Source organism: Cupriavidus necator A5-1, assembly GCF_000744095.1.
In the GTDB taxonomy this organism is placed as follows: Bacteria; Pseudomonadota; Gammaproteobacteria; order Burkholderiales; family Burkholderiaceae; genus Cupriavidus; species Cupriavidus necator_A.
The window spans coordinates 93,027-112,165 of sequence record NZ_JQLI01000003.1 but is presented as its reverse complement, the minus strand read 5'-3'; the positions used below and the strand labels follow the sequence as shown (position 1 = coordinate 112,165).

Here is a 19,139-nt window from a genome sequence, read left to right as displayed (position 1 = left end):
GAAGTGGGGAAGCCCTGCGCCCGCAGTCATCGGCCCTGCCGGGCAGGGCCGGTGCTCAATCCCCCTTGAAGCCCGAGGCTTTGATGACAGGCGTCCAGCGTGCCGCCAGTGCGCTCGAAAATCTGGCAACCTCGTCAGAGGTGGCGCCGGGCAGGACGTCATAGCCTGCTCGCCCAAGTTTTTCGCGGACGTCTGGCATAGCCAGGACCTTGCGCACGGACTGATACCACTGCGCTGCCGCATTAGGTGGCATGTTGGCGCGGACATAGAGCAGATAGCGCGACGAGGTCACAAGGTTGGGAAAGCCTGACTCCGCAAAGGTGGGCACGCCGGGCAAGGCGTCGGCGCGTTTTTCGCCGGCCACGGCCAGAACGCGGAGCTTTCCGGCACGATGGAACTCGGTAAACGTCGTGATGGCGTCCATGCCAGCCGCGATCTGATTGCCCATCAGCTCCGTCACCATCGCCGCGCCACCGCGATACGGCACCAGCGTGCAGCCGGTGCGAGACTGGGCCACGAACTCCACGGCAAGAAAATGCAGCAGCGTGCCAACCGTGCTGATGCCAATCGAATGCTCAGCCGGCTGGGACTTGGCAGCCTTAACAAAGTCGGCCAATGTCTTGATGGACGAGCTTGCGCTGACCGCCAATCCGAACTGGACGCCCGCCACGTCGGTGATCGCAGTGAAATCGGTGGCGGGATTGAAACGCAGATTGCTGTAGATCAGCGGCCCGATGAACATCGGGTCAACGGGTGCCAGCAGCACGGTATTGCCGTCAGCCGGGGCATTCTTCAGGACTTCCGCCGCCACCCGCGTGCCGGCACCGGGGCGGTTGTCGACGATGACGGTATGACCCATGGTGTCCTTCAGCTTTTCGGACAATAAGCGGCCCATGTAATCAGCTGCACCGCCCGCCGGAAATGGCACGATGATGCGCGACACGGTTTGCCCCCATGCGGCCCTGGAGAGCAGACCACCCGTACACAGGGCGGCAGCAGTGCCGGCCAGCAAGGCGCGACGCGAAAGCCGTGGTGCGGAAACAGGATTGCGTTCGTTCATGGGATGCTCCAGGGTCTAGATGCCGGGTTGCAGGTCGGTGAATGGGGTGAAGTTGGCCGCGTCTTCAATAGCCTGGCCGGCGCGCAGCAACAGATCCTCTCGGAAGCGCCATGCCAGCAGTTGCACGCCGACGGGCACGCCGCCAGCCATGCCGGTCGGCACGGATATTCCGGGCATGCCTAGCATGGCGGTTGCAAGCAACGGGCTTTGTGCGTCGAGCAGGGCACGGGTCTGCTCAGGCGTGCCGATATCCGCGTCTTGCTGGCTTGGACGCTGCCAGGAGACAGGCATCAGCACCAGCGGAAACCTTTGCATGAAGAGCGACCAGTTTCGTGCGATCGCCTGGCGCCGCGCCAGGGCATCAAGAAATTCATCGCGATCGGTTTCCGGCATCCCGTCAAGCATGTTGCGCTGGCTTTGCCGCATGGCTTCGTCACCGTGCTGCTCCACGCCCGCAATGATGTTCCGGCGGCTGTCGTCGACCGTCAGCGTGCGCCAGAGCGCTGCAGCTTCCATGAAATCGGGCAGGCCAGCTTCCTCAACGGCATAGCCGGCTTGCTGCAGCCATTGCGCAGCACTGTCCAGCGCCGCGCGGACCGCAGGATCGATGGGAATGCCCGGACAATGCTTGAACAGCGCCACGCGGATCGGACCCGGCGGCAGCGGCAGGTCCAGCGGCACCGGAATCCAGGCCGGGTCTCGTCCATCGTGGCGTGCCATGGCTTGGTATCCGAGACGCAGGTCGGCAATGCTCCGCGCGATCGGCCCCTGCACGGACATGAGTTGCGGCGTGATACTCCGTTCGACAGTTGCCGACGGGTTGTATGCGGGCACCCGCCCTATCGTTGGCCGCAAGCCAGGTACGCCGCAGGCATAGGCCGGGTAGCGAATGGAGCCGCCAATGTCATTGCCATGCGCCAGCGCACCCATTCCGCAAGCCACGGCGGCAGCGGCGCCACCGCTGGAGCCGCCTGGGGTGATAGCCGAATCCCACGGGTTCAGCGTGCGTCCATGCAGGCCGTTATCGGTAAACCAGCGTGAGGAATAGGTGGCGGTATTGCTACGCCCGACAATAATGGCACCGGCACTGCGCCAATGAGCCACCACGGGAGAATCTTCATGCGCGATGTTGTTCTTCAGTGGAACCACACCGTTGGTAGTCGCATGCCCCGCCTGGTCAACATTGATCTTGATCGTGACAGGCACTCCATGGAGCGGCCCAAGCTGCGTGCCGCCTGCGATCTGTCGGTCTGCCGCATCCGCACTAGCCAGCGCCTGCTCTGCAAGCACCTCTGCCAGCGCATTAAGTCGAGGGTTAAGGGCTTCGATGCGTGCGAGTACGCTGGTTGTGACTTCGCGACAGGAGATTTCGCGCCGCCTCACGGCAGTAGCAATGTCGACAGCGCTCCAGCGCCAAAGCGATTCAGCAGGTTTCACGTCAAGACTCCCAGGATTCAGGCAATAGGAATCCCCCCCGCCATATCGGATGCGAAGATGGCGGTTGGGTGTGCAGGTAAGGGGGACGCTCCCGCGTCGGTGGGTCAGTCGCCCGGGCTCATCAGCAAGCTGCCCCGATCCACGCGGGATTCGGCCTCGAGAGCCAGGGACTCCGCATGCTCCATGTGCTCTTGCATCAGGGCACGCGCACGCTCCGGGTCGCGCGACCGGAACGCATCGATCAGTGCGTGGTGGCTGTGGAAGATCTCTTCATCAAAGCGATCGAAATCGTCTTGCGCGTTACGCACCACGATGACGCGGCGGATGATGTCGTTGAGCAAGCGGCAGAACAACGCCAGCATCGGACTGCTGCAAGAATCGGCCAGGCGGTCGTGAAACAGCAGGTCCGCTTCGCGCCGCTCGTTCCAATCCGCGCTGCCACCGTGATCAGGATGGCTCAGTCCGACCAATGCTTCGAGATCGGCAATGTCAGCATCGGTCAGGCGCAAGGCGGCGTTGGCGGCCAACTCGGGCTCAACCGCGCGCCGCAGGGCATACAGCGTGACAATGTCGACCGACTGGAAGTACAGGAAGTTGGAGACCGCCTCCAGGCATCGTTCGTAAGGCGGTTGCGTGAGCGTGGCGCCGCCGTTCGGGCCAGTGCTGACCTTTACCAGCCCCTGCACCTGCAGCGAGGCAAGCGCCTCCCGCACCGTCCCACGTGCAACCCCCATCTGTTCGATCAGCGCAGCTTCCTGGGGCAGCTTGTCCCCGACCTTCTGGTGCGTCTGGACGATCCAGCGCTTGATATCGTTGACCACTTGGTCAGAACGCTTTATGCGTTTGCTGCCCTCTATCTGAGGAGTAGGCTTCGTGTGCATCGCCCTGTATTCATGATCATAATTATCATGATTATGATCAAGATCCAGGCTTTTCCAATGCGGGTATTCCCGGTCGCAGGAGCGAAAGACTGCGGTCGGCGGGGAGCGGGTCGCGACAGGGTGGCAGTCACGTAGAGGCCGAAGCCGGCGACATTCGCGCTATCCATCCGCACGTTGGCGAACAAAATCCGTCGATTCGGCCCGTGGGCGTGGAACGACGCTTGGCAGTGGCATATACCTTACGCAAGCCAACCATCTCCATGACGAGGTATCCCATGCGCCACGAATCGACGCACCAGTTCCCGCCCAACGACCCCAACGCCATGGCCTACTGGCGCGCGCGCCGCATGGTCCGCGCATTGCGGGGCTGGTACATCCACCTTCTGGTCTACGTTGTCGTCAATGCCTGGCTCTGGTTCCGGTTCTTTTACTTTCCCACGCCCGCCTGGTCGCACTATGCAACCCATGGCTGGCCGTGGCCGATGACCACTACCCTGGCCTGGGGCCTGGGTCTGGGCATACATGGATTGCTCGTGTGGGCACGGCTGTCGCGCCGCGGGCGTGACTGGGAAGCGCGCAAGATCCAGGAATTCATGGATCGTCAGTGAACCCTGCCGGTCTGGCTACATCTGCCTGAACCGGTGCATGCACGCGCGCGATACCGGCAGCTCGGTATCGCTGTCGCGCATCCTGACAAACAGCCGTCCGGAATCATCGCGGCGCGTGCCGGCCACTTACTCCATATTGACGATGGTCGATCGGTGCACCTGCCAGAAAACCTCGGGATCAAGACCGGCTATCAGCTCCGCCAGCGGTGTACGAATCAGGTGTTCGCCATCGCGGGTATGCACCACCACGTACTTGTCATCGCTCTGGAAATACATCACGTCCTGGATCGGCACGTGGCTGGTGGTATTGCCGCGGCTGGCGCGCACCCAGCGCAGCAAGGCACCGTTTTCCGCGCGCGGCTGGGCGCGCGTCAGCTGGGTCAGTAGCTGGGCCAGCTCGGGCAGCGGCGCCGCTTCCTGCAATGCCTTGCGCAGCCGATCGATAGTGCGGCCAAGACGTTCCTCACTGACCGGCTTGACGAGGTAATCGACTGCAGCGCGCTCAAAGGCATCGAGCGCGAATTCGTCATAAGCCGTGACGAACACCAGCCGCGTATCCGTTTCAATCCCTTGCGCCACCTCAAGCCCCGACAGCCCAGGCATCTTGATGTCCAGGAACGCCACACTCGGCGACAGCCTTGCGATCGCATCCGCCGCCTCGATGCCATTCGCAGCCTCGGCGACGATTTGCAGCTCCGGCCACAATCGCTGCAGCTTCCCGCGCAAATAGGCGCGCAAATGCTCTTCGTCGTCGGCAATCAATGCGGTCGGCGTCATGGGGCATCTCCGGTTCGGATTGGGCGAGGCAACGGAATGTCGATCAGTATTGCAGTCCCCGGCGAACGCTCCTCGATCCGCACGTTGGCGTCACCGTCATACAGGACCGCCAGCCGTTCGCGCAGGTTGGCGAGGCCGACGCCGGCACCAGCCGTTGGCCGGAATCCCATGCCATCGTCCTCAATGGTCGCCAGCATGCGCGGGCCGCGCTGCTCCAGCCGCACCAGCAAGCGCCCCCCTTCGATCTTTGGCTCCAGCCCATGCTTGATCGCGTTCTCGACCACGGGCTGCAGAAGCATCGGCGCCAGTGGCATCGGTCCCAGCGCGGGATCGACATCAACCGTGTAATGCAACCGGTCGCCCATGCGGATCCTGATCAAGGCCAGATAATCGCGCAACAGCTTCGCTTCCTGCGCCACGGTGCCTTGCGTGGCACGGCTTGCCGCCAGCGACGCGCGCAGGTAGGCGATGAAATGCTCCAGCATCAGCGTGGCTTTCTGCGGCGCAGGCTCGATCAAGCTGACCACGTTGGCGAGCGTATTGAACAGGAAGTGGGGCTCGATCTGGGCCTGCAGCAGGCGCATGCGAGCTTCGACAAGCTGCTTCTCCGTCGATAGCGTGCGCACCTGCTCCTGCGCCATGTACTCCGCGATCTTGCGTTCCTCCCAGCGCCTTCCGAGCAAGCCGACGCGGCCCCACGTCATGACGCCGTGCACCGCCAGCCCGATTCCCCACCCCATCAGCGGGACGCCCGACCAGGGCCGGTGTGGCGCGGCTATGAGATGAAAGCCGATCAGCAACGCGTTGACCGCCAAATAAACCATGGCGTGCATATAGAAGAAACGCAGCGCGCGCACGCGGCGGCGGGCGTCTTCGTAGGCGCGCTGCTCGAGGGCTGATCGCCAGGTGCGGGAGTCGGGAGAGTGCACGGGCGTGCGGCTGGGGGCGGAGATGCAGCGAGGTTACCATCGCGCTTCTGAGCCTGACACAGAGTTGGCGCGAACCGACAGGTCGGCGGTGCGAATCGCGGGAAATCCGGCGCCAACAGGGATAGTTGCCGGCGTCATCGACAGTCCGCTGTTCTGCGTCACCAAAGCAAAAGGGCCACGCGAATTGCGTGGCCCTTTCGTTCTAGCTGGTGCCGGCTGCAGGACTCGAACCCGCCACCTGATGATTACAAATCAACTGCTCTACCTGATGAGCTAAGCCGGCATATCTGGTGCAGACCGCGATTCTACTGCATTGCGGCCCGCTTTGGGATGGGGCTTACTTCACCACCTTCAACGCAGGCTTCTTGGCGCCGATGCGGGGCACCGGAGGCGGCGTGTCATCGTCGCCAGGCCCGCTGTCAGCAGTGGTTGCAGGCGACTCGGCTTCGACGGAAGACAGCTTCGGGGGCGGATTGTTTTCACGCTCGGTAGCCGCCTGAGTTTCCGGCACGCTGCGTTCGACCGGGAAGGCCATCCCCTGCCCGTTCTCACGCGCATAAATCGCCAGCACATTCTCCACGGGGACTTCGATCTTGCGCGAGACACCCCCAAAGCGCGCACTGAAGGTGATCCACTCGTTGCCCATGTCCAGGCCGCTGGTGGCGTCGAAGCTTACGTTGAGCACGATCTCGTTGTTCTTGACGAACTCGCGCGGCACGTTGGTGTTGGCGTCGACGAAGACGGCGATGTACGGCGTGAAGCCGTTGTCCGTGCACCATTCATAGATGGCGCGGATCAAATAGGGCTTGGTGGAGGTTTCAGGCATTGTGCTTCCAGTGGCGCCGTGGTGGCCCGCGGGCGGATGCCTTCGGGCCGGTGCCGGTTAGCGGCGCATCACCTTCTCGGACGGGGTGAGCGCTTCGATGTACGCGGGACGGCTGAAAATGCGTTCAGCATACTTCAGCAGCGGCGCGGCGTTCTTCGACAGCTCGATGCCGTAGTGGTCCAGGCGCCACAGCAGCGGCGCAATGGCGACGTCGAGCATCGAGAACTCTTCGCCCAGCATGTACTTGTTCTTGACGAAGATCGGCGCGAGCTGCGTCAGGCGGTCGCGGATCGCGGCGCGGGCACGCTCGTGGTTCTTCTCCGCGGCCTTCCCCTTTTCGTTTTCCAGCACGTAGACGTGCGTGAACAGTTCCTTTTCGAAATTGAAGAGGAACAGGCGGGCGCGGGCGCGCTGCACCGGGTCCGCCGGCATCAGCTGCGGATGCGGGAAGCGCTCGTCGATGTATTCGTTGATGATGTTCGACTCATACAGGATGAGGTCGCGCTCGACCAGGATGGGGACCTGGCCGTACGGGTTCATCACCGAAATATCTTCGGGCTTGTTGAACAGATCGACGTCGCGGATTTCAAAATCCATGCCCTTTTCAAACAGGACAAGGCGGCAACGTTGGGAAAACGGGCAAGTCGTACCCGAATACAACACCATCATGGTTGGATTCCTTGGGCTTAGCCGAAGCAGGGTCGGACGATAAGGTCTGCCATTCTGCCAAAACCGGGCACCGAAAAGCAAATAAGTTGAAAACAGCGCACTTTTTCGGTGCGTTCCCTGCACATTTTTAAAGAGAAAAGGCCAGAGCGGTGCTGCCTTCGCAACGTCCGCATCTGGCCTTTTCCTAAACGACTGCTGCGCCAGCTTACTTCACGTCCTTCCAGTAAGCAGCATTCAGGCGCCAGGCAAAGACCGTGAACACGCCCAGGAACAGCAACACCCAGACGCCCAGGCGCTTGCGGTGGTTCTGCGCGGGCTCGGCCATCCAGTCCAGGAAGCCGACCAGGTCGGCGGTGGCCTGGTCATACTCGACCTTGCTCATCTTGCCCTGGCTCAGTTGCTCGAAGCCGGCGAACTTGTGGACCTTCTCGCCGTGCTCTTCCACTTCCGTGAACTTGGCGGCGCGCTGGCCCTGCAGTTCCCACAGCACGTGCGGCATGCCGACGCTCGGGAACACCAGGTTGTTCCAGCCGGTGGCGCGGCTGTCGTCACGGTAGAACGTGCGCAGGTAGGTGTAGAGCCAGTCGTCGCCGCGGGCGCGGGCGATCACCGACAGGTCGGGCGGCTGCGCGCCGAAGAAGGCCTTGGCTTCCTTCGGCTGCATGGAGATGGTCATGGTCTCGCCAACCTTGTCCGCGCTGAACAGCAGGTTCTCGCGGATCTGGTCATCGGTCAGGCCGATGTCCTTGAGCCGGTTGTAGCGCATCATCGACGCGCCGTGGCAATTCAGGCAGTAGTTGACGAACAGCTTGGCGCCGCGCTGCAGCGACGACAGGTCGGCGGTGTTCACCGGTGCCGGCTCCAGGGGGAAGCCCCCTTCGCTGGCCATGGCGGGCGCGGCGGCAAAGCAGGCGCCGGCCAGCGCGATGATGGAAAGCAGCTTTTTCATCTTGTGTCCTTGTGCTCTTGTCGGGGTTCGCTTCGCTCAGTGCGGGTGGAACGTGACACGCTCCGGGACCGGCTTGAACTCGCCGACACGGCTCCACAGCGGCATGGTCAGGAAGAAGGCGAAGTACAGCAGCGTACCGAGCTGCGACACCTTCTCACCCACCGGCGACGGCGGTTGCACGCCGAGGTAGCCGAGAACCAGGAACACCACCACGAAGACGATCAGGATGGTCTTGTGGAAAGCGGGACGATAGCGGATGGACTTGACCGGCGAGTGGTCCAGCCACGGCAGGAAGAACAGGATCACGACCGAGCCGCCCATCACCAGCACGCCCCAGAACTTGGCGTCGATGAAGTAGAAGCCCACGGCCAGGACCACCGCAACGGCGATAGCGCCGATCTTCACGCGTGCATCCTTGCTGCGCAGGAACACCATGCCGAGCAGCAGCGCGAAGAACACCCACAGGATCGGCAGGAAGTTCGACGTGGTCGCGCGCAGCATCGAGTAGAACGGCGTGAAGTACCAGACCGGCGCGATATGCGGCGGGGTCTTCAGCGGATCGGCCGGGAAGAAGTTGTTGTGCTCCAGGAAATAGCCGCCCACTTCCGGGAAGAAGAAGATCACGGCCGAGAAGATGAGCAGGAAGCCGGCAACGCCCAGCGTGTCGTGCACCGAGTAGTACGGGTGGAACGGGATGCCGTCCAGCGGGATACCGTTCTCGTCCTTCTTGGCCTTGATCTCGACGCCGTCCGGGTTGTTCGAGCCCACTTCGTGCAGCGCGATGATGTGGGCGATGACCAGCGCCAGCAGCACCAGCGGCACGGCGATGACGTGGAACGAGAAGAAGCGGTTCAGCGTCGCGTCGCTCACCACGTAGTCACCGCGGATGAACAGCGACAGGTCCTGGCCGATCACGGGAATCGCCGAGAACAGGTTCACGATCACCTGGGCGCCCCAGTACGACATCTGGCCCCACGGCAGCAGGTAGCCCATGAAGGCTTCGGCCATCAGGCTCAGGAAGATCAGGCAGCCGAAGATCCAGACCAGCTCGCGCGGCTTGCGGTACGAACCGTACAGCAGGCCCCGGAACATATGCAGGTAGACCACGACGAAGAAGGCCGAGGCGCCGGTCGAGTGCATGTAGCGCACCAGCCAGCCCCAGGGGACTTCGCGCATGATGTATTCCACGCTGGCGAAGGCCACGGGAATGCCGGCGGCGTTGAGCGTGCCGTCGGGCTTGTAGTTCATCACCAGGAAAATGCCGGTGACGATCTGGATCACCAGCACCAGCAGTGCCAGCGAACCGAAGAAGTACCAGAAGTTGAAGTTCTTCGGCGCGTAGTACTTGGAGAGGTGGTCTTCCCAGAGCTGGGTTGCGGGGAAGCGGGCGTCGATCCAGCCGAGCAGGCCGGTGGTCTTGACTTGTTTTTCGGCCGCCATGATCAGGCTTCTCCTTTCTCGTCCTTGCCGATCACAATCTTGGTATCGGTCAGGAACTGGTAGGGGGGAACATCGAGATTCTGCGGAGCCGGCTTGTTCTTGAAGACACGCCCGGCGAGGTCGAAGGTCGAACCATGGCAGGGGCAGAGGAAACCGGGATCAGTGCCGAGCTGAGGATTGGCGCCGGGGCCGAAGGGGCCGGAAGGCGAGCACCCAAGGTGGGAACAGATACCCACCACGACCAGGACGTCCTTGTGCTCCGGGCGCGAACGGGTTTCGTTCTTGCAGTACTCGGGCGTCGGCATGGTGAATGGAATATCGGAAGTGGGATCGGCCACTTCGCCGTCCGTCTTCTTCAGCGACGCAAGCTGTTCTTCAGTACGCCGCATGATCCAGACCGGTTTGCCGCGCCACTCGACAGTCATCATCTCGCCGGGCTTGAGCGCGCCGATATCTGCCTCGACTGGCGCACCCGCGGCCTTGGCCTTCTCCGAAGGTGCAAACGTACTGACGAAAGGAACCGCTACCGCTACGCCTCCGACGCCGCCAGCGACGGATGTCGCGATCAACCAATTGCGGCGACCTTTATCCACGCTCTTCACGTCTTGCTGGTCACTCATTCCAAACCCCAGGGGAAGTCAATTTAGATTTTGCGTCAACCATAAAGTGTACCTTAGACACCTGCGCGCTAGATAGGCAGAAATTGCCACTGGCCCGTACGATTATCGGACGTGCTTGCCGGAAATCCGCTTGTGTGCTTGCTTTCCGGGCAGTGATGCGGCAGGCTTTCGCTTGAAACCGTTCATCGCTGGCAACAAGAAGGAGAACCCCAATGGGCATGATCTCGGAATTCAGAACCTTCGCCGTGCGCGGCAACGTGATCGACCTGGCGGTCGGCGTGATCATCGGCGCTGCCTTCGGAAAGATCGTGGATTCAGTGGTCAACGACCTGATCATGCCGGTGGTGGGCCGCATTATCGGCAAGCTGGACTTCTCCAATATGTTCGTCACACTGGCCGATCCCCCACCCGGAACGCCCATGACGCTGGATGCGCTGAAGAAGGCCGGGGTGCCCGTGTTTGCCTACGGCAATTTCCTGACCATCGTGGTCAACTTTCTCATTCTTGCCTTTATCATCTTCATGATGGTGCGCGCGTTCAACCGGATGCGCGAGAAGGAACCGCCTCCGCCGCCCGCAGCGCCGCCCGAAGAAGTGGTGCTGCTGCGTGAGATCCGCGACAGCCTCAAGGCGCGTTGAGCGGAACCCGGCCGTGCGCTGCATTGCGCGCTGACCCGGGAAGATATAACGGCCCCGATGGGGCCGTTTTGTTTTGCGTCAGACAGGATTCGGAATATCGATGAATGTATGGCGCAGGCCGAAGCGCTGCGCCACATGCTCCCCGAGCGAGCGGATGCCATAGCGCTCGGTGGCGTGGTGGCCTGCAGCGAGATAGGCCACGCCGCTCTCGCGCGCCAGGTGCGTGGTCTGCTCCGAAACCTCGCCACTGAGGTAGGCATCGACGCCCGCGGCGACCGCTGCGTCGAAATAGCCTTGTGCCCCTCCCGTGCACCAGCCAATGGTGCGGATCATCTGCTCCGGCTCGCCGATGACCAGCGGCTCGCGCTCGAGCACCCCGCCCACATGTGCGGCCAGCGCGGCGAGCGGCATCGGCGCGGGCAGTGTGCCGGTCCAGCCGAGCTGGTCCTCGCTGAAGCGGCCGGTCGGCGTGAAGCCAAGTTGCAGGCCGAGCTGGGCGTTATTGCCGAATTCGGGATGGTTGTCCAGCGGGAGGTGGAAGGCAAAGAGGTTGACGTCCGCACCCAGCAGCCGCTTCAGGCGCGCATGCTTCTGTCCCACCACGCGCGCATCCTCGTTTTTCCAGAAGTAGCCGTGATGGACGAGGATGGCATCGGCGCCGGCCTCGATCGCGGCATCGACCAATGCCAGGCTTGCCGTCACCCCCGTCACTACGTGAGTGACTTCCGGGCAACCTTGCACTTGCAGCCCGTTGGGACAATAGTCCTTGTAACGGGGAACTTCCAACAGGTCGTTCAAGTACAATTCAAGCTCTTTTGTTTTCATTTTCTGCTCAAAACTCCAATATGTTGCGGCGCTTTTGGCTGTTCTTTGCCCAGGCTGTCACCGTCGTGCTGGCGGTCTGGTTCGTCGTGGCCACACTGAAGCCTGACTGGCTGCAGCGGGGGCGCGTGGCGGTACAGTCCGGTTCGCCGATCGTGGCGCTCAAGGAAGTGGTGCCCAACGTGTCGGGCCCGTCTGCCGAGGGGTCCTATAGCGAAGCCGCGCGGGAAGCGATGCCGGCGGTCGTCAATATCTTTACCAGCAAGAACGGTTCAAAGCGCTCGCCCAACCCGCAGGCCGAGGATCCGTGGTTCCGCTTCTTCTTCGGCGACCGGCTGCCGGAACGGCAGGAGCCGGTCTCCAGCCTGGGCTCGGGCGTCATTGTCAGTTCCGAGGGTTATATTCTAACCAACCACCACGTGGTGGATGGGGCCGACGAGATCGAGGTGGCGCTGACCGACGGTCGGAAGGCCGACGCCAAGGTGGTGGGCTCGGATCCGGAAACCGACCTGGCCGTGCTGAAGGTGACGCTCAAGGATCTGCCCGCGATCACGCTGGGGCGGCTCGAGAATGTGAAGGTCGGGGACGTGGTGCTGGCGATCGGCAACCCGTTCGGTGTCGGCCAGACCGTGACCATGGGCATTGTGTCGGCGCTGGGCCGCAGCCACCTGGGCATCAACACCTTCGAGAACTTCATCCAGACCGACGCTGCCATCAACCCGGGCAACTCGGGCGGCGCCCTGGTGGATGCGCAGGGCAACCTGCTGGGCATCAACACGGCAATCTACTCGCGCTCGGGCGGCTCGCTGGGTATCGGCTTTGCGATTCCCGTGTCGACCGCCAAGCAGGTGATGGAGTCGATCATCTCCACCGGCAGCGTGACGCGCGGCTGGATCGGCGTTGAACCGCAGGACATGACGCCGGAGATTGCCGAATCGTTCGGGCTCGACGCGAAGGAAGGTGCACTGATCGCCGCGGTGGTCCAGGGCGGCCCGGCCGACAAGGCGGGCGTGAAGCCGGGCGATGTGCTGGCCAAGGTGGACGGCCAGGCGATCACCGACACGACCGCTCTGCTCAACGCGATTGCCCAGCTTAAGCCGGGTGTGGACATCAAGATGACCGTGATCCGCCGCGGCAAGCCAACCGACCTGACGGTGACGATCGGCAAACGGCCTCCGCCGCCGCGCCGGGCGCTGCCGTTTGAAGAGGAAGAGTGAGTCCCGGCCGATGTGCCCTTGACGAAAAACCCCGCCCCTGGAAGGCGGGGTTTTTTGTACCTACGGTCCGATTGACCGTCGCATCGCGGTAGAGCAGCGAAGGCCGCGCGAGCGGGAGAACGGTTCAGGCGTTCCGGGAGGACAAAGGCGCCGAGCGAAAAGATCACCGCCGGCCCTCGATGACATGCGGATCGAGGAGAGCCGCACTGCTAACCACGGCGGCACTCACTACCGCGTCGTCGTGGGCAGATGCAGCGACACCGCCCGTGATCGTGCAGGCAGGCGTCGGCAACAGAGCACCCGATCCACGCCCCGGCGCAGCAGCAGGCATCCAGGCCGCCCCCACTTCTCCGGCCGACCATCGATGTGCAGCACGACAGCACCGTAACACAGCGCAACAGCCTGTCACAGCATCTGGCGCCACACAAGACAAAGGGCCGGCATCCTTGCGGATGCCGGCCCTTTTGCTTCAAGCCAATCCTAAGCGAGCTTACGCCCGCGTCAGATTAGAACTTGTGGCGCAGACCAACCACAGCACCGATCTGGTTCGAGCCCGGCTTGACGTTCGTCGTGGTCGACGAGTTGAAGCCGTTCACGCCCAGCTGCGAGCCCTTGTCGTTCAGAGCGTACGACACCGAGGTGTACACGTCGGTACGCTTCGACAGCGCGTAGTCGGCCGTGACCACGAACTGCCACGGATCCGCGCTGGTGTTGCGGAAGTCTTGGTAGTACGCAGCGCCCGACAGCGAGAACGCCGGGGTCAGCTGGTAGCCCAGACCCAGCCAGTACAGGTTCGAAGCCGTAGCAATGGTCGTCACACCATTTTCAGTCGCAATGCCGCCAGGCAGCGCGGCGCCGTCGAAGGCCTTGGCCCAGCGATAGCCGGCGTAGACCTTGGCCGGACCGAAGGCGTAGTTAGCGCCGACGGTAGCACGACGAACCTTCTGGCCGCTCGCGTCGACGGGAGCGACAGCGGGACCGGTCGTGGTGCCATGGATTTCGTCATAGGCAGCACCAATCGAGAACGGGCCAGCTGCGTAGCTCACCAGCGCGCCGTACTCTTGGCCGCGGCGGAAGGCGCCAGCGGTTTCGTTGCCGTTGTTGTTGAAGCTGTAGAACGCCGAAGCGGTCAGGCCACCGAAGGTACCGATGTACTTGACGGTGTTGTCGGCACGCGAAGCAAACGCTGCATCCTGACCCAGGATACCGTAGCGCGACGAAATGGCCATCGGGTCATAGATCAGGCCGAAGTCATAGAACGAGGTCTGTTGACGGCCCAGCAGCAGCGAACCGTATTGGCTCTGCAGACCGACGTAGGCTTGACGACCGAACAGACGACCGTCTTGGGCCGAAGTACCGTTGTCCAGGTTAAAGCCGCTTTCCAGCACGAACACGCCCTTCAGGCCGCCGCCCAGGTCTTCCACGCCACGCAGGCCCCAGCGCGAACCGGACTGGTTGCCCGACGACATGCGGTACACGTCATCGCCAGCGGCGTTGGCATGGTTGTTGTACTCGAGGCCGACATCAGCCACGCCGTACAGGGTTACGCTCGACTGGGCATAAGCGCCGCCAGCGGCCAGAGCGGCGACGGCAGCAGCAAACAGTTTCATCTTCATATCGACACTTTCCTTGTCAACTGATTGGGAAATCTTGGTTGCCCAAGTGCTTGGGCGACGTATTTACATTCACGTCTGCTGCGTATTATGTGCCAGCCCCCCCGGCCCTCAGAAGGCTTTTTCGGCGTAAACCATGCTTTGCGGCGGTTTATGTTGTGATCGAACAACAGGATTGCCGAAAAAAATCCCCGTTTTGGTGCAAAAACGGGGATTGGCGGCATCGGAATATCTACCTCAGCGGGATTAGTCGGTCTGCGTTTCCCCTGAAGCGGCAGACTCGGCAGACGGTTTGCCGATGAAGCGGGCCATGATCAGCCCCAGTTCATAGAGCGCCACCAGCGGCACTGCCAGCAGTAGCTGCGACAGCACATCGGGCGGAGTCACGACGGCGGCAATGATGAAGGCCCCGACGATCACATAGGGGCGGATCTGCTTGAGCTTTTCCAGCTCCACCACTCCGAAACGCACCAACACGATCACCACCACCGGCACCTCGAAGGTGATGCCGAAGGCCAGGAAGGTCGTCATGGCGAAGCTCAGATACTTGTCGATGTCGGTCGACATGTCCGCCCCGAGCGGCGCGTTGTAGTGCGCCATGAAGTGGAACACCGTCGGGAACACCAGGAAATACGCAAACGCCACGCCGCACAGGAACAGGAAGTAGCTGCTCGACACCAGCGGCAGGATCAGGCGCTTCTCATGCTGGTACAGGCCGGGCGCGACAAACTGCCAGACCTGGTACAGCACCCAGGGCAGCGCGATCAGGAAGGCCACCAGCAGCGTGACCTTCATCGGCACGAAGAACGAGCCGGTGACGTCCGTGACAATCATCCTGCCGCCCTTGGGCAGCGACTCCATCAGCGGCGCTGCAAACAGGTTAAAGATCACCGGGGCCCAGTAGACCAGGCTGACGAAGACCAGGATGATCCCGGCCACCGCCTTGACCAGGCGCTGGCGCAGCTCGATCAGATGGGAAATGAAAGTTTCCTGCTGCGATTCGTCTTGGGGATCGGGGGACGGGGTGTCGCTCATGGCGTGAACCGCTCAGCCGCACTGGCTGGCAAGGTGGAGTCGATCTGAAGCACGGCGCGGCGCGCTTGCGCGAGCACGACGGCGGCAGCCGGAACGCAGGCCGGCAAGGTGTCGCCGCGGGCCATGCTTACTCGAAGAAGGAACGGGACGGGCGGGTGGCCGGGCGGTGGCGCTTTACGCGCGCGGCACCCGACTGCACCCAGACCCGGACATTGTGCTGGCGCTTGAACCACAGCGGACGCGCCCCCTGCTTCACGCGCCAGCTCTTGCGCCCGTTGTGCGCCTTGTGCGCCGCGTCCCAGCTGGGCACGAAGCCGTCGCCACTGCCGGAGCCTGCGCCGCTGGCACCGATGCCGGACTCGGCACCGCCCAGCGCCTCGTTCAGGGCCTGGGTCTGCTCGCTGACTTCCTTGTGGATGGTGCGCTCGACGTCGCGCGCCGCATCCTCGAATTCAGTGCGCATCTTGCGCAGCTCTTCCAGCTCGACCTCGCGGCTGACTTCCGCCTTGACGTCGTTGATATAGCGCTGCGCGCGCCCGACGAGCGCGCCCACTGTACGGGCAACCTTGGGCAGGCGCTCGGGACCGATCACGATCAGTGCCACGGCGCCGATCAGTGCCAGCTTGGAAATGCCGAGATCAATCATGCGGACACGTCATGCGGACAACATGCGAAGAACAGCGGATGCGCGCATGCGCAGGCAGCCACGATTGCGGGAAGGGGATGGCACACTGCCGGCTTACTGCTGCTGGCGGGACTTTTCCTTGGCGTCGACATCAATGGTGGTGGAATCGCGCAGTTCCTTGGCCTGGGCCGGCTGGCCAGCCTGTGCCGCCTTGTCTTCACCGTCCTTCATGCCGTCCTTGAAGCCCTTGACCGCGCCGCCCAGGTCCTGGCCGATATTGCGCAGTTTCTTGGTGCCGAACACGAGCATGACGATCACCAGCACGATCAGCCAGTGCCAAATGCTAAACGAACCCATTTTTTGCTCCTGATGAAGCCTCGGGCGCAATCATTGATGCCCGGACCCGTTGTTCCGTCCCGTTATGGCCGCGCCGGGCGACGGTTGCCGGCGCAGCTTCCGCCCGGGCGTTGCCGCCGCAGGCGCTCCCATGCCAAGCCGCCCGATCAGGGCAGCGTTCCCTTCCACTCGTGGCGCGGCCCACCCAGCACATGGAGGTGCAGGTGGTAGATCACCTGGCCGCCGTCCGGGCCGGTGTTGATCACCGTCCGAAAACCGTTGGCGCAGCCAGCCGCGCGCGCGAGTTCAGGCACCTTAAGTAGCATTCTAGCAAGCACCTGCCCTTCGCCGGCGCCGCAATCGGCCAGCGAGTCGACATGCGACTTGGGAACGACCAGCAAGTGTACCGGGGCCTTGGGATGGATATCGTGGAAGGCCACCATGTCGTCGTCTTCGTAGACTTTGCGCGACGGTAGCTGGCCGGCCACGATCTTGCAGAAGATGCAATTATCCTGAGCGTTCATGAAGTTTTCATTGCGACGGCCAAGGCGCCCCGCTGCCATGTTCGGGGGCCCGGCCTCGCCGGCATCAGAACTGCTGATCCGGGTACATCGGCTTGCTGTCGTTCAGGTACAGCCAGCCTTTGACGATACGATACAGCATCCACAGCGACAACACGGCCCAGACGGCAAAGGCAAGGGGTATCAGCACGACCGTGGCGAACAACACGCCGCCCAGCACGCCCCATACCACCGACCACCAGAACGAGCGGATCTGCCAGGCGAAGTGCGATGCATACAGCGAGCCGCGCGCATCGTCGCGCTTGACGTAGTCGATCACGATCGCGATCAGCGCGGTGATGCCGCCGGTCAGCCAGAAGATGGCATACAGCGCATACAGGATATGCAGCAGTTTGCGCAGGCTGCTCAGCTGTTCGCCGCTGGGAGTCGTCGTGACTTGCCCGGTGTAGTCGTTGGCCATGTTTGCCCTTGTTGTCGAGCCTGCCGTTTTCCTGTGGAAAGGCAGGCGGAAACCTGGCCGGCGCTATATAGATCAGATGCTCGCAGATCCTTGCCGGTCAGCCCTGGTCCTTGCGCCGCGCCTTCTCTTCCAGGCCGGACAAGCCTTCGCGCCGCGCCAGTTCGTTGACCACGTCGGTCGGCGTCAGGCCGAAGTTTGCCAGCAATACCATGCTGTGGAACCACAGGTCGGCCACTTCATAGACCACCTTGGCGGCGTCGGCGCCGCTCTGGCCGGCGGCGCGCGCGTCCTTGGCGGCCATCACGGTCTCGGTGGCTTCTTCGCCGATCTTCTTCAGGATGGCGTCGTCGCCCTTGCTGAACAGGCGCGCGACATAGGACTTGTCGGGATCGCCGCCGTTGGCGGGCTTGCGCGATTCCAGCACTTCGGCCAGGCGCGCCAGCACATCGTTGCTGCTGAGTTGGGTGTCGCTCATGGCTTGGTGTAGATCTGCGCAGGGTCCTTCAGCACCGGCTCGACCGTGTGCCAGTCGCCCGATTCGGCGTCGCCGTCGAACTTCTGGAAGAAGCAGGAATGGCGCCCGGTATGGCAGGCGATGCTGTCGACCTGCGTGACCTTGAGCAGCACCACGTCCTCGTCGCAGTCCAGCCGGATCTCATGCACCTTCTGCACGTGGCCGGACTCTTCGCCCTTGTGCCACAGGCGCTTGCGCGAGCGCGACCAGAACACGGCCTCGCCCAGCTCCACGGTGCGCTGCAGGGCGTCGCGGTTCATGAACGCGAACATCAGCACGTCGTTCGAGCCGACTTCCTGCACGATCACCGGCACCAGCCCGTTATCGTCCCACTTGACCTTGTTGAGCCACTTCTTTGCCATGATCAGATCCGCACGGGAATGCCCTCGCGGGCCATGAATGCCTTGGCTTCGCCCACGGTGTGTTGCCCGTAGTGGAAGATGCTGGCGGCCAGCACCGCGTCGGCGCGGCCCTGGGTGATGCCGTCGGCCAGGTCCTGCAGGCCGCCGACGCCGCCCGAGGCGATCACCGGCACCGGCACGGCGTCGCTGACGGCGCGGGTCAGTTCGAGGTCGAAGCCGCTCTTGGTGCCGTCGCGGTCCATGCTGGTCAGCAGGATCTCGCCGGCGCCGCGCGCGGCCATTTCGCGCGCCCATTCGACCGCGTCCAGCCCGGTGGCCTTGCGCCCGCCGTGGGTGAAGACTTCCCAGCGCGGCGCTTCGCCCGGGGCGGAACTGCGCTTGGCGTCGATTGCCACCACGATGCACTGCGAGCCGTACTTTGCGGTCGCGTCCGACACCAGCTGCGGATTGGCGATGGCCGACGAGTTCACGCTAATCTTGTCCGCGCCGGCATTGAGCAGGCGCCGCACGTCTTCGACCGTGCGCACGCCGCCACCCACCGTCAGCGGGATAAAGACCTGCGAGGCCACATCCTCGATGATGTGCAGCATCAGGTCGCGTCCGTCGCTGGTCGCGGTGATGTCCAGGAATGTGATCTCATCTGCGCCCTGCTCGTCGTAGCGGCGCGCGATTTCCACGGGATCGCCCGCATCGCGCAGCTCGACGAAGTTGACGCCCTTGACCACCCGCCCGTTGGTCACGTCCAGGCAGGGGATGATACGTTTGGCTAGCATGAGATTCCTTGTCCACCGCCATCGCCG

Annotated in this window: 22 protein-coding genes, 1 tRNA gene and 1 pseudogene; 3 read left to right on the top strand and 21 right to left on the bottom strand. The window is 63.0% G+C overall.

Features of this window, described 5'->3' with window-relative positions; translation table 11 throughout:
- Positions 1 to 55: 55 nt before the first annotated feature.
- The 3 genes from K307_RS21560 to K307_RS21550 form a co-directional block, all read right to left on the bottom strand.
- The gene (locus tag K307_RS21560; RefSeq protein ID WP_042882643.1) at positions 56 to 1,060 is read right to left on the bottom strand and encodes a Bug family tripartite tricarboxylate transporter substrate binding protein; all 1,005 of its coding nucleotides are present in this window, start codon (positions 1,058 to 1,060) and stop codon (positions 56 to 58) included.
- Positions 1,061 to 1,075: 15 nt separating this feature from the next.
- The gene (locus K307_RS21555; protein WP_042882642.1) at positions 1,076 to 2,497 is read right to left on the bottom strand and encodes an amidase family protein; all 1,422 of its coding nucleotides are present in this window, start codon (positions 2,495 to 2,497) and stop codon (positions 1,076 to 1,078) included.
- Between the two features lie 104 nt (positions 2,498 to 2,601).
- A complete protein-coding gene (locus tag K307_RS21550; RefSeq protein ID WP_230625984.1) occupies positions 2,602 to 3,318 on the bottom strand; it encodes a FadR/GntR family transcriptional regulator in 717 nt (238 codons plus the stop codon).
- A 335-nt stretch (positions 3,319 to 3,653) separates the two neighbouring features.
- Between K307_RS21550 and K307_RS21545 the strand changes: the two genes are divergently transcribed.
- Positions 3,654 to 3,986, top strand: a complete 333-nt coding sequence (locus tag K307_RS21545; protein ID WP_042882639.1) for a 2TM domain-containing protein — start codon at positions 3,654 to 3,656, stop codon at positions 3,984 to 3,986.
- Between the two features lie 15 nt (positions 3,987 to 4,001).
- Here the strand turns inward: K307_RS21545 and K307_RS21540 are convergent.
- From K307_RS21540 to petA, 8 genes and pseudogenes are all read right to left on the bottom strand, one after another.
- A pseudogene (locus K307_RS21540) lies at positions 4,002 to 4,763 on the bottom strand (LytR/AlgR family response regulator transcription factor).
- Complete coding sequence (locus K307_RS21535) at positions 4,760 to 5,692, bottom strand: sensor histidine kinase (RefSeq protein WP_155301241.1); 933 nt, start codon at positions 5,690 to 5,692, stop codon at positions 4,760 to 4,762. Before K307_RS21535 ends, K307_RS21540 begins: the two are co-directional and overlap by 4 nt.
- A 207-nt stretch (positions 5,693 to 5,899) precedes the next feature.
- A tRNA-Thr gene (locus K307_RS21530) sits at positions 5,900 to 5,975 on the bottom strand.
- A 54-nt stretch (positions 5,976 to 6,029) separates the two neighbouring features.
- Positions 6,030 to 6,518, bottom strand: a complete 489-nt coding sequence (locus K307_RS21525) for a ClpXP protease specificity-enhancing factor (protein WP_042882636.1) — start codon at positions 6,516 to 6,518, stop codon at positions 6,030 to 6,032.
- 57 nt (positions 6,519 to 6,575) lie between these two features.
- Positions 6,576 to 7,187, bottom strand: a complete 612-nt coding sequence (locus tag K307_RS21520; RefSeq protein ID WP_008643086.1) for a glutathione S-transferase N-terminal domain-containing protein — start codon at positions 7,185 to 7,187, stop codon at positions 6,576 to 6,578.
- Positions 7,188 to 7,392: 205 nt separating this feature from the next.
- Positions 7,393 to 8,136 carry a cytochrome c1 gene (locus K307_RS21515; RefSeq protein WP_042882635.1) on the bottom strand — a complete coding sequence of 248 codons (744 nt, stop codon included), beginning with the start codon at positions 8,134 to 8,136 and terminating at the stop codon, positions 7,393 to 7,395.
- 36 nt (positions 8,137 to 8,172) lie between these two features.
- Positions 8,173 to 9,576, bottom strand: a complete 1,404-nt coding sequence (locus tag K307_RS21510; RefSeq protein ID WP_042882634.1) for a cytochrome b — start codon at positions 9,574 to 9,576, stop codon at positions 8,173 to 8,175.
- Between the two features lie 2 nt (positions 9,577 to 9,578).
- The gene (gene petA, locus K307_RS21505) at positions 9,579 to 10,196 is read right to left on the bottom strand and encodes a ubiquinol-cytochrome c reductase iron-sulfur subunit (RefSeq protein WP_042882632.1); all 618 of its coding nucleotides are present in this window, start codon (positions 10,194 to 10,196) and stop codon (positions 9,579 to 9,581) included.
- Positions 10,197 to 10,408: 212 nt separating this feature from the next.
- On the opposite strand from petA, the gene mscL reads away from it, so the two are divergent.
- Positions 10,409 to 10,834: a large conductance mechanosensitive channel protein MscL gene (mscL, locus tag K307_RS21500; RefSeq protein ID WP_042882630.1), complete on the top strand. Its 426-nt coding sequence runs from the start codon at positions 10,409 to 10,411 to the stop codon at positions 10,832 to 10,834.
- Between the two features lie 78 nt (positions 10,835 to 10,912).
- Here the strand turns inward: mscL and K307_RS21495 are convergent, their stop codons facing one another.
- Complete coding sequence (locus tag K307_RS21495) at positions 10,913 to 11,659, bottom strand: Nif3-like dinuclear metal center hexameric protein (protein ID WP_042882629.1); 747 nt, start codon at positions 11,657 to 11,659, stop codon at positions 10,913 to 10,915.
- Positions 11,660 to 11,679: 20 nt separating this feature from the next.
- On the opposite strand from K307_RS21495, the gene K307_RS21490 reads away from it, so the two are divergent.
- On the top strand, positions 11,680 to 12,873 hold the full coding sequence (locus K307_RS21490; protein ID WP_042882628.1) for a Do family serine endopeptidase: 1,194 nt from the start codon (positions 11,680 to 11,682) through the stop codon (positions 12,871 to 12,873).
- A gap of 506 nt (positions 12,874 to 13,379) precedes the next feature.
- On the opposite strand, the gene K307_RS21485 is transcribed toward K307_RS21490, so the two are convergent.
- From K307_RS21485 to hisF, 9 genes are all read right to left on the bottom strand, one after another.
- Positions 13,380 to 14,489 carry a porin gene (locus K307_RS21485; RefSeq protein WP_042882626.1) on the bottom strand — a complete coding sequence of 370 codons (1,110 nt, stop codon included), beginning with the start codon at positions 14,487 to 14,489 and terminating at the stop codon, positions 13,380 to 13,382.
- A gap of 243 nt (positions 14,490 to 14,732) precedes the next feature.
- Positions 14,733 to 15,521: a twin-arginine translocase subunit TatC gene (tatC, locus tag K307_RS21480; protein ID WP_042882624.1), complete on the bottom strand. Its 789-nt coding sequence runs from the start codon at positions 15,519 to 15,521 to the stop codon at positions 14,733 to 14,735.
- Between the two features lie 127 nt (positions 15,522 to 15,648).
- Positions 15,649 to 16,167 carry a Sec-independent protein translocase protein TatB gene (gene tatB, locus K307_RS21475; RefSeq protein ID WP_042882622.1) on the bottom strand — a complete coding sequence of 173 codons (519 nt, stop codon included), beginning with the start codon at positions 16,165 to 16,167 and terminating at the stop codon, positions 15,649 to 15,651.
- A 93-nt stretch (positions 16,168 to 16,260) separates the two neighbouring features.
- Positions 16,261 to 16,503: a Sec-independent protein translocase subunit TatA gene (gene tatA, locus K307_RS21470; RefSeq protein WP_042882620.1), complete on the bottom strand. Its 243-nt coding sequence runs from the start codon at positions 16,501 to 16,503 to the stop codon at positions 16,261 to 16,263.
- A gap of 146 nt (positions 16,504 to 16,649) precedes the next feature.
- Positions 16,650 to 17,006 carry a histidine triad nucleotide-binding protein gene (locus tag K307_RS21465; RefSeq protein ID WP_042882618.1) on the bottom strand — a complete coding sequence of 119 codons (357 nt, stop codon included), beginning with the start codon at positions 17,004 to 17,006 and terminating at the stop codon, positions 16,650 to 16,652.
- A gap of 64 nt (positions 17,007 to 17,070) precedes the next feature.
- The gene (locus K307_RS21460) at positions 17,071 to 17,463 is read right to left on the bottom strand and encodes a DUF4870 family protein (RefSeq protein ID WP_042882616.1); all 393 of its coding nucleotides are present in this window, start codon (positions 17,461 to 17,463) and stop codon (positions 17,071 to 17,073) included.
- Positions 17,464 to 17,560: 97 nt separating this feature from the next.
- Positions 17,561 to 17,938, bottom strand: a complete 378-nt coding sequence (locus K307_RS21455; RefSeq protein ID WP_042882615.1) for a phosphoribosyl-ATP diphosphatase — start codon at positions 17,936 to 17,938, stop codon at positions 17,561 to 17,563.
- Complete coding sequence (hisI, locus tag K307_RS21450) at positions 17,935 to 18,339, bottom strand: phosphoribosyl-AMP cyclohydrolase (protein ID WP_022536808.1); 405 nt, start codon at positions 18,337 to 18,339, stop codon at positions 17,935 to 17,937. The genes K307_RS21455 and hisI overlap by 4 nt, the downstream gene beginning before the upstream one ends.
- 2 nt (positions 18,340 to 18,341) lie before the next feature.
- Positions 18,342 to 19,112, bottom strand: a complete 771-nt coding sequence (hisF, locus tag K307_RS21445) for an imidazole glycerol phosphate synthase subunit HisF (protein ID WP_013958201.1) — start codon at positions 19,110 to 19,112, stop codon at positions 18,342 to 18,344.
- Between the last annotated feature and the right edge of the window lie 27 nt (positions 19,113 to 19,139).

Bases quoted from the DNA above. Each gene is read 5' to 3' on its own strand.
- K307_RS21560 (WP_042882643.1), bottom strand. From the start codon at position 1,060: ATGAACGAACGCAATCCTGTTTCCGCACCACGGCTTTCGCGTCGCGCC.
- K307_RS21545 (WP_042882639.1), top strand. From the start codon at position 3,654: ATGCGCCACGAATCGACGCACCAGTTCCCGCCCAACGACCCCAACGCC.
- K307_RS21525 (WP_042882636.1), bottom strand. From the start codon at position 6,518: ATGCCTGAAACCTCCACCAAGCCCTATTTGATCCGCGCCATCTATGAA.
- K307_RS21520 (WP_008643086.1), bottom strand. From the start codon at position 7,187: ATGATGGTGTTGTATTCGGGTACGACTTGCCCGTTTTCCCAACGTTGC.
- K307_RS21515 (WP_042882635.1), bottom strand. From the start codon at position 8,136: ATGAAAAAGCTGCTTTCCATCATCGCGCTGGCCGGCGCCTGCTTTGCC.
- K307_RS21510 (WP_042882634.1), bottom strand. From the start codon at position 9,576: ATGGCGGCCGAAAAACAAGTCAAGACCACCGGCCTGCTCGGCTGGATC.
- petA (WP_042882632.1), bottom strand. From the start codon at position 10,196: ATGAGTGACCAGCAAGACGTGAAGAGCGTGGATAAAGGTCGCCGCAAT.
- mscL (WP_042882630.1), top strand. From the start codon at position 10,409: ATGGGCATGATCTCGGAATTCAGAACCTTCGCCGTGCGCGGCAACGTG.
- K307_RS21495 (WP_042882629.1), bottom strand. From the start codon at position 11,659: ATGAAAACAAAAGAGCTTGAATTGTACTTGAACGACCTGTTGGAAGTT.
- K307_RS21490 (WP_042882628.1), top strand. From the start codon at position 11,680: ATGTTGCGGCGCTTTTGGCTGTTCTTTGCCCAGGCTGTCACCGTCGTG.
- K307_RS21485 (WP_042882626.1), bottom strand. From the start codon at position 14,489: ATGAAGATGAAACTGTTTGCTGCTGCCGTCGCCGCTCTGGCCGCTGGC.
- tatC (WP_042882624.1), bottom strand. From the start codon at position 15,521: ATGAGCGACACCCCGTCCCCCGATCCCCAAGACGAATCGCAGCAGGAA.
- tatB (WP_042882622.1), bottom strand. From the start codon at position 16,167: ATGATTGATCTCGGCATTTCCAAGCTGGCACTGATCGGCGCCGTGGCA.
- tatA (WP_042882620.1), bottom strand. From the start codon at position 16,503: ATGGGTTCGTTTAGCATTTGGCACTGGCTGATCGTGCTGGTGATCGTC.
- K307_RS21465 (WP_042882618.1), bottom strand. From the start codon at position 17,006: ATGAACGCTCAGGATAATTGCATCTTCTGCAAGATCGTGGCCGGCCAG.
- K307_RS21460 (WP_042882616.1), bottom strand. From the start codon at position 17,463: ATGGCCAACGACTACACCGGGCAAGTCACGACGACTCCCAGCGGCGAA.
- K307_RS21455 (WP_042882615.1), bottom strand. From the start codon at position 17,938: ATGAGCGACACCCAACTCAGCAGCAACGATGTGCTGGCGCGCCTGGCC.
- hisI (WP_022536808.1), bottom strand. From the start codon at position 18,339: ATGGCAAAGAAGTGGCTCAACAAGGTCAAGTGGGACGATAACGGGCTG.
- hisF (WP_013958201.1), bottom strand. From the start codon at position 19,112: ATGCTAGCCAAACGTATCATCCCCTGCCTGGACGTGACCAACGGGCGG.